The 12464-nt window shown below is 70.8% G+C and carries 12 protein-coding genes; 3 read left to right on the top strand and 9 right to left on the bottom strand.

The features are described 5' to 3' along the window. The 3 genes from G6017_RS12270 to G6017_RS12260 all read right to left on the bottom strand — a co-directional run. Positions 1-1196, bottom strand: a 1196-nt coding sequence (locus G6017_RS12270) for an MFS transporter (protein WP_347237996.1), incomplete at its 3' end; no start/stop codon positions are given. Then, positions 1193-2818 carry an amidohydrolase family protein gene (locus tag G6017_RS12265; protein ID WP_241731512.1) on the bottom strand — a complete coding sequence of 542 codons (1626 nt, stop codon included), beginning with the start codon at positions 2816-2818 and terminating at the stop codon, positions 1193-1195. The genes G6017_RS12265 and G6017_RS12270, both read right to left, overlap by 4 nt. A 160-nt stretch (positions 2819-2978) precedes the next feature. Further along, positions 2979-4661 (bottom strand): peptide chain release factor 3, encoded by a 1683-nt coding sequence (locus tag G6017_RS12260; RefSeq protein WP_182617586.1) that lies wholly within the window; start codon positions 4659-4661, stop codon positions 2979-2981. Between the two features lie 202 nt (positions 4662-4863). Between G6017_RS12260 and G6017_RS12255 the strand changes: the two genes are divergently transcribed. Further along, positions 4864-5319, top strand: a complete 456-nt coding sequence (locus G6017_RS12255; RefSeq protein ID WP_182617585.1) for a DUF6508 domain-containing protein — start codon at positions 4864-4866, stop codon at positions 5317-5319. Between the two features lie 90 nt (positions 5320-5409). On the opposite strand, the gene pth is transcribed toward G6017_RS12255, so the two are convergent. Together pth and G6017_RS12245 are read right to left on the bottom strand one after the other, a co-directional pair. Continuing rightward, entirely contained in the window at positions 5410-6009 is a 600-nt protein-coding gene (gene pth / locus G6017_RS12250) for an aminoacyl-tRNA hydrolase (RefSeq protein ID WP_179525804.1), read from the bottom strand. Positions 6010-6091: 82 nt separating this feature from the next. Next, positions 6092-6988, bottom strand: coding sequence for a LysR family transcriptional regulator ArgP (locus G6017_RS12245; protein WP_182617584.1), 897 nt, complete (start codon positions 6986-6988; stop codon positions 6092-6094). A 67-nt stretch (positions 6989-7055) separates the two neighbouring features. On the opposite strand from G6017_RS12245, the gene G6017_RS12240 reads away from it, so the two are divergent. Next, the gene (locus G6017_RS12240) at positions 7056-7673 is read left to right on the top strand and encodes a LysE family transporter (RefSeq protein ID WP_182610998.1); all 618 of its coding nucleotides are present in this window, start codon (positions 7056-7058) and stop codon (positions 7671-7673) included. A gap of 156 nt (positions 7674-7829) precedes the next feature. On the opposite strand, the gene G6017_RS12235 is transcribed toward G6017_RS12240, so the two are convergent. The 4 genes from G6017_RS12235 to glmU form a co-directional block, all read right to left on the bottom strand. Next, positions 7830-8462, bottom strand: coding sequence for a 50S ribosomal protein L25/general stress protein Ctc (locus G6017_RS12235; RefSeq protein ID WP_182610988.1), 633 nt, complete (start codon positions 8460-8462; stop codon positions 7830-7832). A 261-nt stretch (positions 8463-8723) separates the two neighbouring features. Next, positions 8724-9083: an arsenate reductase (glutaredoxin) gene (gene arsC, locus G6017_RS12230; protein ID WP_182617583.1), complete on the bottom strand. Its 360-nt coding sequence runs from the start codon at positions 9081-9083 to the stop codon at positions 8724-8726. A 1-nt stretch (position 9084) separates the two neighbouring features. Continuing rightward, a complete protein-coding gene (locus G6017_RS12225; RefSeq protein WP_179525800.1) occupies positions 9085-10062 on the bottom strand; it encodes a ribose-phosphate diphosphokinase in 978 nt (325 codons plus the stop codon). A 17-nt stretch (positions 10063-10079) separates the two neighbouring features. Then, positions 10080-11540, bottom strand: a complete 1461-nt coding sequence (gene glmU / locus G6017_RS12220) for a bifunctional UDP-N-acetylglucosamine diphosphorylase/glucosamine-1-phosphate N-acetyltransferase GlmU (RefSeq protein WP_182617582.1) — start codon at positions 11538-11540, stop codon at positions 10080-10082. Positions 11541-11725: 185 nt separating this feature from the next. On the opposite strand from glmU, the gene G6017_RS12215 reads away from it, so the two are divergent. Beyond that, the coding region (locus tag G6017_RS12215; RefSeq protein ID WP_277817928.1) for a thiamine pyrophosphate-binding protein at positions 11726-12464 on the top strand (739 nt) is incomplete at its 3' end.

Raw genomic sequence — 12464 nt, 5'->3', positions numbered from 1 at the left:
GAGGTGACGAGGGGCACGGCGATCGCCGGTGCCACCACCTGCGGCAGTGAGGTGGCGATGTTGGCCACTCCCAGCAGGGTGCCCGCGGTGCCGGAGGTCGCCAGGGAACCGGTGATGATCGCCATGTCGACCGCGATGAACAGTCCCCAGCCCACCCCGAGCACGGCCGCGGCGGCCAGGACCGCCGGCATGGTGGTGGACGCAGCGAGGCCGATCAACCCGCCGGCGGTGATCAGCGCCCCGGCTGCGGCGAACTCGCGGCGCCGGTGGAGCCGGTCCGAGAACGAGCCGGCCGCCGCCGCGCAGACCGCGGAGAGGACGAGCGTGATGACGGTGACCATGAGGACCGAGTTGCCGGGGTCGGGCGCCCCGACCACGGTGTCGAGGAAGAAGAACAGGTAGACCAGCAGGATCGCGTTGGTGAGGTTCATGAGGAACCGCAGCAGCCACGCCCACACGTACTCGCGGGTCGGTCGGAAGTCGGCGAGCGCGACCCGGGGAAGTGATCCGACCTCGGCTCCGATCCCGGGCCCTGCTCCGCCGATCCTCCCGTCGATCCCGGGCCCCGCTCCGCCGTCCCCGCCTGCGGTCGCGTGCGCCGGTGAGGCGACCGGCGCACGTCCCGCCACCACGATCGCCGAGAGCAGTGCCGGCGTGAGCACCGCGAGCACCAGGTATCCGGTGGCGCCTCCACCGACGGACTCCGCCACCACGACGCCGCTGATCACGCCCACGATCTGGCCCACCCCGAACAGCGAGCCCACCACGCCCCGCTGCTGCTCGGGTACGCGATCGGCCATCAGCGCTGCCAGCACCGCGAACGGTCCGTTGAACCCCAGCTGCACGAGGACCCACCCCGCGACCGTGGCCGGGCCGGAGTCGGCGGTCAGGAGCACCAGCTGGCCCGCCACACCGATCGCCGTGCCCACGTACACCACAGGCATGCGGGTGCCGAGCCTCGCGCGGCACCGGTCGGAGATCAGCCCCCACACCGGGTTGGCCACCAGGGCGACGGCCGCGCCGACACCGACGACCAGTCCGAGTAGCGCCTCCCGACCTCCCGGCCCGCCGATCCTGTCGGCCTGGACGGGCAGGAGTATCTGTAGCGGGCCGAACCAGGAGGCGAACACCGCCACGACGCCGAGCGTGAGCGCCAGGACCCACAGGGGGCCGACGCGGTCGGCGGATCGGGTCACCGCACGCGTTCCCAGTTGGCCGTCCACGCCTCCGCGCCGCCCATGAGTTGACGCTCCAGCTCGGGGCGGTCAGGTCCGGCCCGGTGCAGCAGGTCGGCCGCCCAGTCCGCGTAGAGACCGTACTGGGCCACCCCGTCGACGTTGAGGTCGTAGACCCGCTCACCGAACTGCCAACGGTCCATCACCTCGCCGCTGAGTGCGGTGAACGGGTAGACCAGCGGGTCGGTGGCCGCGCTGGGACGCGGGTCGGCGAGCGGGGCCAGGCCGTTGACGTCCGAGCCGAAGCCGTAGCCGGCCCACGGGCGGGTCGTACCTGCGGTGTTGGCCCGCCACGCTTCCAGGAAGCCGGTGTCGAAGTTCTCGGTGGCGTCGGCGGGCCAGGCGAACGCGGCCACGAACCCGCCCTGCTCGTGCATGCGGCGCGTGATGCCCTGGGTGGCCCAGGTGTGGTCGGAGATCAGTCCCGTGTATCCCGTCTCCGTGGCGATGTCGAGTGTTCGGGTGGCCGTCTTGACACTCATGTGGTCGATGTTGATCACCATGCCTCGCGCCATCATCCCGCGGACGGCGTGCTCGCCGAGCGGGGTCAGTCCGCGGACGTTGCACAGCGGCGCCTCGGGGTACACCGGCAGCGCCGCTCCCGAGGGTGCGCCCGACGACGCCGCGGCCAGTCCGTCAGCGACCGGGGTGCTGACGATCGGCTGCTCGTGGTCCGCGTCGGGGCCGCTGCACGGCTCGGTCTCCCAGAAGCGCTGGGTCCCGATCTTGTTGCCCACGTTCACGGCCAGTCCCGCCAGGTCCTCGTCCATGCGGGCGCCCCCGAGAGCGTTGTCGAACTTGTGGACCGGGAACACGGTGGACACGCCCCACGAGGCGAACTCGTCGAGCCCGCGGTCGATGTCCTCGGCCGAGCACAGCGGCACGTCGTTGACCACCCGGCAGCCGAACGGTTCGGAGGCCTCCACTCCCAGCGTCACCGCGAGTTTGCCCTGCGCCGCGATCGCACGGACCTCCCCGGGCGACCGGGCGATCCGGAACCATCCGCGACCCGGGCCGCCGTGCTCGGCGTCGATGTGGGCCTCCATGCGGTTCAAGTAGTCCACCTGCCGGCGCAACTGCTCCATCTCGTCGCACGAGTACGGCGAGCCGATCAGAATCTCGCACAGCACGCGGTTGGCGACCAGGTAGTTGTTGAGCACCCGCAGACCGCCCCGCCACGCGCGCTCGATACCGGTGTAGTAGGCCTGCTCGTGGAGCTGGGAGTTGTGGGCTGGCCACTGCGCGAAGGTGGGGTAGCCCTGAGTGCCGCCGGGGACCGCGGTGCCGCCGAGGACCGACTCGAGCAGTGAGAAGTGGCCGAAGTCCGAGTGCGTGGGACAGTCGGCCAACGCCTGGGCCATTCCGCCGGGGGCGAACGGCTCGCCGCACCGGAGCGCCCCGCCGAACGCCTGCGATGCGGCGATGTGGGCGTGGGCGTCCACCATGCCTCTGACCGGGGCGGCGGCGCGAGCCGGAGCGGCCGCCAGCGGAACGGTGAGTATCACCGCCATGAGTAGGGCCAACGCAGCGCGCGGCCACTCGCCGGTGATCGTGGTCCTCGTGGTCGATCTGCTGCGTCCCATGCCCGTGCCCCTCTCGGACGGCACCTGCCGTGGGTCGGCGGGCGCGTCGGCGTGAGAGGGAGCTTAATCAAGAATCGGCCGTCGCACGGCCTGTCCGGGCGATTTCTGGACAGTCGTTCAGACTTCTTTCGGGGCCGGTGGGACCCGGGTGACGAGAGGGTCAGTTGGTGTCGGCGACCAGCGGCTCGATGGTGAGGTGCTCCATCTCCTTGCTGATGTACTGCAGACGCCATTTGTCGCCGAACAGGGCCAGCAGCTCGCCGTCGGTGCGCTGGAACACCTCCACTCCGCGCTGGCGGCCGAGCTCGTCGGCCGAGGCGGCGTCGGTGCGGCGGGCGATGGAGTAGGGCAGGTTGTCGACGACGACCTCGACGTTGAACTCGGTCTTCATGCGGGCGGTCACCACCTCGAACTGCATGGGCCCGACCGCCGCCATGACCGGGTTCGCGTCGCCGCGGGTGTCGTTGCGCAGGATCTGAACCACGCCCTCGGCGGCCAGCTGGTCGATCGCCTTGCGGAACTGCTTGTACTTGCCCAGCGATTGCGCGCGGACCACGGCGAAGTGCTCGGGGGCGAACTGGGGGATCGGCGGGAACTGCACCTTCTTACCGGTGTAGAGGGTGTCGCCGGGGGCCAGCGCGGTGGCGTTGACCAGGCCCACCACGTCGCCCGGGTAGGCGGTCTCGACGGTGGTGCGGTCGCGGCCGAAGACGGTGAGCGCGTACTTCGTGGTGAACGGCTTGGCGGACTGGGCGTGGGTGACCACCATGCCGCGCTCGAACTCGCCGGAGACCACGCGCATGAACGCGAGCCGGTCGCGGTGCGCGGCGTCCATGCCGGCCTGCACCTTGAACACGACCGCGGAGAACGGATCCGAGGTCTCACGCGGCGCGCCGGTGACGGTGTCCCACGCGTGCGGCGGCGGGGCCAGCTCGACCAACGCGTCGAGGATCTGGTGGACGCCGAAGTTGAGCATCGCGGAGGCGAAGATCACCGGGCTGGTCTCGCCGGCCAGGTAGAGCTCCTGGTCGTGGTCCTGACCCATGGCGGAGAGCAGTTCGGACTCCTCGACGGCGGTCTCCCAGACCTCGCCCTCGCGCTCGGCGGCGGCGGCCGGGTCGTAGTGCTCCTCCGGGGCGATGGTCGAGCCGCCGGCGGTGCGGGTGAAGTGGATGTACTCCTCCGGCGCCCCCTCGGGGCCGCGGCGGAGCAGGCCCCGGTAGTCGCCGGCGATGCCCACGGGCATGAACAGGGGGGTGGGGACCAGGCCGATCTGCTCGGTGATCTCGTCCAGCAGTTCCAGCGGCGCCTGCCCCGGCCGGTCCCACTTGTTGATCACCGTGATGATGGGCAGCCCGTTGTGCTTGCACACCCGGAACAGCTTCAGCGTCTGCGGCTCGAGGCCCTTGGCGGCGTCGATGAGCATGACCGCGGCATCGACCGCGGTGAGGACGCGGTAGGTGTCCTCGGAGAAGTCGGAGTGCCCGGGGGTGTCCACCAGGTTGATGACGTACGGCTCGTCGTCGTCCGGCGCCCCGGCCGGCTTGTAGGTGAACTGCAGTGCCGTGGAGCTGACCGAGATGCCGCGGGCCTTCTCCATCTCCATCCAGTCCGACACGGTGGCGCGGCGACCGGACTTGCCGTGGACGGCGCCGGCCTCGGTGATGACCCGCGCGTGCAGCGCGAGCGCCTCGGTGAGCGTGGACTTGCCGGCGTCCGGGTGGGCGATCACGGCGAAGGTGCGGCGTCGGGCGACCTCGGAGCGTACGTCCGTGTGGGCCCCGGACCTGTCGGGACCAGCGGGTTGCCCGGTCGTCCCGGTGTCCTCGGCGGTCTCCGTCACGCGTCCTCCTCGGTGCTCCGGCGGCCCTCGCCGTCGTCATCCCAGGGTACGTCCGTCCACGTTCGAGCACCCAATCCGCCGGTGCGCCGCCCGGGGTCGGCGGGCGCGCGCGAAAGGCGAGGTCACGCTGGGCGCGATGTCGGACCCGGCGCCTACGGTGCGCAGTGGCGGCGTCACCGGACGCGCCGGAGCGGAGACGGGAATGAGTGCGAGCAGGGACGGTTCTGTGGTCGGGGACGCACGGGTACGCGAGGAGCGGAGGGCCGCGCTACGCGACCTGCTCCCGGCGGTCGAGCGGTTGCGTGGTGTCCGCTCGGTCGTGTGGTCCGGGGGCGGTCAGAACGAGGACGGCTCGTATAACCTCCGGTACCCGATCTACGACCGCGACACCGAGAAGGTCATGGAGGTCTGCAACGGGGGAGCGCTGACCGATGTCGAGTACCGGCGGACGCTCCAGCGGCGAGGTGGGCACGGAATGGGCAGCCGGGCACCTGATCTCGTGGCGTTGGCCCGGGACTCCGACGAGGAGCTGGCCGTCGCGCTGCTCACCTGGATGATGCGGTCCGAGAGGTTCAGCGAGGGTGAGGTCGCGGCGTCGCTGGAGAGCGGGGCGCTCGTGGCGCTTCTCGACCGGCTGGGAGAGCTGTACGACATGTGATCGCCCCACGAGCCGGTCGTGCGCTCCTGCTCCGGCCCGTCAGTGCCCCCGCGCCCAGAGCGGCGTCACGTCGCAGCCGCCGGGGACGGCTCACGCGGAGTGGACCTGGTTCTGGGCGGTCTCCAGCCCGTGCGTGAGGAGCAGTTCGACGGCGTCGGCAGCGTCCTGGACCAGGAACGGCACGTCGGGTTGCTCGAGCTTAGAGAAGCGCTTGAGTACGTAATCCGCCACCGCCATGCGACCCGGTGGCCGGCCGACCCCCGCGCGGACGCGGATGTAGTCGCGCGTGCCGAGGGCGCTGGTCACCGAGCGCAGGCCGTTGTGCCCGCCCTCGCCCCCGCCACGCTTGAGCCGGACCTGACCGAAATCGATGTCGATCTCGTCGTGCACCACGATCACCTCGGTGGGGGCGACGGAGAAGTACTTCGCCACCGCCGCGACGGGGCCCCCGGACAGGTTCATGTAGCTCCGCGGACGGGCCAGGACCACGGCCTGGTCGGCCAACCGCGTCTGGGCGACCTCGCAGTTGGTCCGCTTGTGCGTGGAGAAGCTCGCGGGCATGGGAAGGGCGCGGGAGGCGAGCTCGACCAGCACGTCCCAGCCGATGTTGTGTCGGGTGCCCTCGTAGTCGGGACCGGGGTTGGCCAGGCCCACGACGAGTCTGGGTCCGGGGGCGTCAGCGGTACTCACGGACCCATGGTCCCAGACGGAGTCGGTCGCCGCTCCCGTCGGTCGACTCCCCACCCGCTCGCCTCCGCTCCGGCTCGGGCCGTCATGCCTGCAGCTCGGCCCGGGCCGTCTCGAGGACCGCCGCCGTCAGGGCGTCGAGGTCGGGGGACTGGAGTCTCCAGTGTTGCCAGAACAGTGGGACGTCGAGGGGGCGGTCGGGGGAGACCTCGGCGAGCTCGCCGGAGACCAGCCACGGTGTGGCCAGTCGCTCGGGGACCAGGCCCCACCCCACCCCGGCGGCGATGGCCCGGACGTGGTCGTGCGAACTGGGCACGAAGTGTCGGGGCCCGGTCGGTTCGCGGCGGGCCAACCGTCGGTAGTGGTGGTTCTGGTGGGCGTCGCTGCGATCGAAGTCGACGATGGGGGCTCGGCCCAGCGCGGTCGTGGGCGAACCGTCCCGCAGGTGCCGGGCCACGAACCCGGGACTGGCGCACGCGAGGTACCGCATCGACCCCAGCGGCAGTGACCGGCACCCCTGGACGGGTCGGGACTCGCTGGTCACCGCCGCCATCACCTCGCCGCGCCGGAGGAGCTGGGAGGACAACGACTCGTCCTCGCGGCGGAGGTCGAAGACCACCCGGCCCAAGGAGTGGACCTCGGTCATGGCGTCGAGGAACCAGGTGGCCAGCGAATCGGAGTTGCACGCCACCGCCAGGACCACATGCTCTGTCGGGGTGCCCGCTCCGTCGAACTCGCGGGACAGGGATTCCTCGAGGTGGAGCATCTGCCGTGCGGTCCGGAGCACTGTCTCGCCGGAGTCGGTCGCCGTGACCGGGCGGTCCCGGCGGACCAGGATTCGGCCGGCCGAGTCCTCCAGCGCTCGAATCCGCTGGGACACCGCGGACTGCGTGAGGTGGAGGTGGGTGGCGGCCGCGTCGAACGAACCGAGGTCGACGACGGCCACGAGGGTGCGCAGCTGGTCCAGGTGAAGTGCGTCCATAAGTGAGGCTAATGCTAACCAAGGAACTGTAGTAGCGCTACATCCATCGCGACCCTAGCGTGGGGACGTGACCACCACCTCCACGCTTCTCATGGGCGCCGGCATGGGCCTCGGGCTCATCGCCGCCGTCGGCGCACAGAACGCCTACGTCCTCCAACGCTCGATCCGCGGCGACGTGGCGATGGTCCCGATCGTGATCTTCTGCGTCCTGTCCGAGGCGGCCCTGATCCTGCTCGGCGTGGCCGGGGTCGGGGCGCTGGTCGAGTCCGCGCCCGCCGCCATCACGGTGATGAAGTGGTTCGGGGTGGTGTTCCTGCTGGCCTACGGCGCCTTTGCCGCATCCCGCGCCCTGCGCCCCGGCAGCGGGCTGCAGGTGGACGGCGACGCACGGATCCCCTCGACCCTGGGCGCGGTGGCGGCGTGCGCGGCGTTCACCTGGCTCAACCCCCACGCCTATCTGGACAGCGTGGTGTTCCTGGGGACCCTCGCCAACCAGCAGGCGGGGGATCTGCGCTGGGTGTTCGCGGCCGGGGCGTTCCTCGCCGGCACGGCATGGTTCGCGTTGATCGGTTTCGGGGGCAGGGCCCTGCGTGGAGTGTTCGCCAGGCCCGGCGCGTGGCGGGTGCTGGACGCGGGGATCGCCGTGATGATGGTCGTCCTGGCCGTCGGCCTCATTCGGGGCTAGGTCTCGACTGCGGCTAGGTCTCGACTGCGGTCGGGACCAGCCGGCCGGTGCGTCCGGACGAGGGGTTCCGGAATCGACCGCGGGCCCGCTCCGACTCGATGGTCGGCAGCGGGCCCGCGGGCGGTGTCGCCGCAGCTCAGGCCGCGGCGAGGGGGATCACGCCTCTTCGGCGGCCTGGGCGGCGTCCTCGGCGGCCTCACCCTGGGGGGCTGCCTCCTCCTCGGACTCGAGGTCCGCCTCGGTCGGCGCCTCGATCACGTTGACGATCAGGGTCTCGGGATCGGAGACCAGGGTGCTGCCGGCGGGGAGCTCGATGTCGGCGGCGGTGATCTGGAGGCCTGCCTCGGCGTCCTCGACCGAGACCTCGAAGCCCTCGGGCAGGAGGGTGGCGTCGGCCTCGATCTCGACGTAGCTGGCGTCCTGGGTGACGAGGGTGCCCGGGGCGGCGTCGCCGACGACCGTGACGGAGACCTCGACCGTGACCTTCTCGCCCTTGCGCACGACCAGCAGGTCGGTGTGCTCGATGACGCGGGTCAGCGGGTGCACGTCGATCTGCTTGGGCAGCGCGAGCTGCTCCTCGCCCTCGATGTCCAGCGTGAGCAGCGAGTTGGTGCCGTGTGCACGCAGCACCGCGGCGAACTCCAGGGTGTTGAGGAGGAGGTGGCGCGGCTCGGTGTGGTGGCCGTAGAGCACCGCGGGGACCTGGCCCTCACGACGGGCGCGGCGGGCGGAGCCCTTGCCGAACTCGGTGCGGATGGAGGTCTTGAGGTTGTTGATTTCCTTGGCCATGGTGAACCTTCTGTCGGTGGGGAGCGCGCGTGCGCTCTGCGGGCGGGAGACCTCCCCGGCGACCGAGACGATCGCCCGGGGCGGCCCACCGGGGACCACACCGACAATGATCGCGTCGATAACGGAGTGGCCCCTGCAGGGCCCTCCCTCGCCGAGATGACCCGATCAGCCTAGCGGCGCGGCGCCCCGCCCCCAAATCACGTCGGGTACCCCGGGCTCCGGGTCACGCCGGGGCCCGGGTCACTCCGACCACCCCAACCGTCAGAGGATCTCCTCGACGGCCGAGGTGGGCCGCGCCAGGCGGGTGCCCTTGCCGGTGACGACGAAGGGCCGCTCGATGAGCCGGGGGTGCGCCACCATCGACTCGAGCAGTTCCTCGTCCGAGGCCTCGAGCAGACCCAGCTCGGTGAACTCGGCCTCCTTGACCCGCACGGCCTGCCGCACCGTCAGCCCGGCGTCGGAGATGAGGGTGCGGAGCTCGGCGACCGTGGGCGGGGTGTCGATGTACTTGACCACAGTCGGCTCGACCCCCCGCTCGCGCAGCAGGTCGAGCGCCTGCCGGGACTTCGAACAGCGCGGGTTGTGGTAGATCGTGGCGCGACCCGCGGCGTCCGCGGACATGTCAGGCGTTCCCGTTGAACAGGCTGGTCACCGAGCCGTTCTCGAAGACCTCGTGGATGGTCCGGGCCAGCAGCGGGGCGATGGACAGCACGGTGAGGTTGTCGAACCGCTTCTCCGGCGGGATCGGCAGCGTGTCGGTGGTGATGACCTCCTTGGCCCCGCACGTGGCCAGCCGCTCGGCCGCCGGGTCGGAGAAGACACCGTGGGTACAGGCGATGATCACGTCGCCGGCACCGGCGTCCTTGAGGACCTTGACGGCGCCGGCGATGGTGCCGCCGGTGTCGATCATGTCGTCCATCAGCACACAGGTGCGTCCCTCGACGTCACCCACGACGCGGTTGGACTTGACCTGGTTGGGCACGTTGGGGTCGCGGGTCTTGTGGACGAACGCCAGGGGCGCACCGTCGAGGGCGTCGGCCCACTTCTCGCCCACCTTGACGCGGCCGGCGTCGGGGGAGACCACGCAGATGTTGTCCGTGCCGTAGTGCTCACGCACGTAGTCCGACAGCTGGCCCTGGGCGTGCATGTGGTCGACCGGGCCGTCGAAGAAGCCCTGGATCTGGTCGGTGTGCAGGTCGACCGTGATGATCCGGTCGGCGCCGGCGGTCTTGAGCAGATCGGCGATCAGGCGGGCCGAGATGGGCTCACGACCACGGTGCTTCTTGTCCTGCCGCGCGTACGGGTAGAACGGCAGCACGGCCGTGATCCGCTTGGCGCTGCCGCGCTTGAGGGCGTCGATCATGATGAGCTGCTCCATGATCCACTTGTTCAGCGGCGCCGGGCAGCTCTGCAGCACGAACGCGTCGCAGCCGCGGACAGACTGCTCGAAGCGGACGAAGATCTCCCCGTTGGCGAAGTCGCGGGCGGTCTGGGGGGTGACCTCGATCCCCAGCTCGGCGGCGACCTGATCCGAGAGTTCGGGGTGCGCACGCCCCGCGAAAAACATCAGGTTCTTCTGGTTGTCGATCCACTCGCTCACTCGGTGAGTCCGTCCTTCTAGGAGTCGTTCCGGGTACGTAGGGCGGCCTCGGCCGAGCCGGAATCCGGTCGGTACTCGATCACCCAGTCGTCGATGTTCCTCTGTCGTCCGCCGGACACCGCCAGGGCCCCGGGCGGGACGTCGTTCTTGATCACGGTACCCGCGCCCGAATAGGCCCCGTCTCCGACGGTCACCGGTGCGATGAACATGGTGTCCGAACCGGTGCGGCAGTGATCGCCGATCACTGTACGGTTCTTGTTCACCCCGTCGTAATTGACGAAGACGCTGGATGCCCCGATATTGGTGTGCTCCCCGATGGTCGCGTCGCCCACGTAGGTCAGGTGCGGGACCTTGGTGTGCGCCCCGATGCTCGACTTCTTGACCTCCACGAAGGTGCCGATCTTGCTGCGCTCGCCGAGCTCCGCCTGCGGACGGAGGTAGGCGAACGGGCCGACCTCGGCCCCGGGCCCGATGCTCGCGCCGACGGCATGGGTGCGCATGACGCTCGCGCCCTCGCCGACCGTGGTGTCCTGCAGGGTGGTGTCGGGTCCGACGGTCGCGCCGTCGCCGATCACGGTGGAGCCGGTGAGGTGGGTGCCCGGCAGGATGGTGACGTCCCGGCCGATGCGGACGTCCACGTCCACCCAGGTGCTGCCCGGATCGACGATCGTCGCGCCGGCGCGCATGGCCGTCTCACACAGGCGGCGGTTCATCTCGGCGGCCAGCCCGGCCAGCTGGACGCGGTCGTTGACCCCGGCCACCAGATCGGCGTCCTCGACACGGTGGCCGCGGATGAGCCCGTTGGACTGACGCGCCAACTGGATGACGTCGGTCAGGTACAACTCGCCCTGCGAGTTGTCGGTGCCCAGCTCGCCCAGCTTCTCCCGCAGGACGCGGGCGTCGAAGGCGTAGATGCCGGAGTTGACCTCGTCGATCGCCCGTTCGTCGTCCGAGGCGTCCTTGTGCTCGACGATCCTGAGCACCTCGCCGTCGTCGTTCCGCACGATCCGCCCGTACCCCGTGGGGTCGGGGGCCGTGGAGGTCAGGATGGTGACCGAGGCGCGTGGCCGGAGGTCGTGGCGCGTGACCACCTCGCGGAGGGTGTCCGCGTCCAGCAGGGGGATGTCCGAGGTGGTGACCAGCACCGTTCCCGAGAAGTCGTTGGGCAGGGCGGCCATGCCCGCGGCCACCGCGTCGCCCGTGCCGTTCTGCTCCTCCTGCACCGCGGTGGTCACCGGGACACCCAGGTCGACGGCGAGTTCGGCGACCGCGGCCCCGACCTGCTCACGCTGGTGCCCCACCACCACGACGATCTGCTCCGGGTGGATCCCGGCCGCGGCGTGCAGCGCGTGCCCGAGCATCGTCCGGCCGCACACCCGGTGCAGCATCTTGGGGGTCGCGCTCTTCATCCGGGTGCCGGAACCGGCGGCCAGGACGATGACCGCGGTCTGCGAGCGGTCGGTGTCGGGTGTCGTCATCAAGTCTCCTCGGGCGGCGTGGCGTGCCGGTGTCGGGTTCGCGTCCGGCGAGCGGACCGTCCCCGAAAGGATAAGGGCTGGGTCTGACGGGGACCACGTCGTTGCGCGGTACCGGTGGAGGCCCGCCTGTGCGGCCCCTACGGTGGGGCCCACCAGCAGGGCCGTCAATCGGAGAGGGGACACAGATGACCCACGACAAGACGGTGGCCGACCTCGTCGTCGAACGACTGGTCGCCTGGGATGTGGAACGGATCTACGGATACGCCGGGGACGGGAACAACCCGATACTCGGCGCGCTGCAGCGGTCCGACGTGGCACCGCGGTTCATGCGGGCGCGGCACGAGGAGTCCGCGGCGTTCATGGCGGTGGCCGACGCCAAGTACTCGGGCGGGGTGGGAGTGGTCAACTCCACACAGGGCCCGGGTGCCGTGCACCTGCTCAACGGCCTGTACGACGCCAAGCTGGACAGCGTTCCGGTGGTGGCGCTGGTGGCTCAGCAGCACACGGGCGTGCTCGGCTCCGGTCACCAGCAGGAGATCGACCTGAGCAGCGTGTTCGCCGACGTGGCCGGGCCTTATCTGCAGACCGTCGTCGCCGCCGACCAGCTGCCGATGGTGATCGACCGGGCGTTCCGCGCCGCCCTGACGCACCGGACCCCGGTCGTGGTGGTGATCCCCCATGACGTGCAGAACGCGCCGGCGCCCGAGCTGGCCGGGGACGACGGTCAGGAGCACGGGGTCGTCGTGACCGCGCCCGAGTGGACGCACGGGGTGGTCTCGCCGCGCGAGGACGACGTGGCCCGCGCGGTCGAGCTGCTGGACGCGGGGGAGCGCATCGCCATCCTCGCCGGGCGCGGCATTGCCGGGGCCCGGCAGGAGCTGATGGACCTGGCCGAGGCCCTGGACGCCGGGGTGACGATGAGCC

The organism is Dietzia sp. B44 (assembly GCF_014145245.1).
Lineage (GTDB): Bacteria > Actinomycetota > Actinomycetes > Mycobacteriales > Mycobacteriaceae > Dietzia > Dietzia natronolimnaea.
Note: the sequence above shows the minus strand (reverse complement) of the source record. Positions and strands in the feature narration are given on the sequence as shown.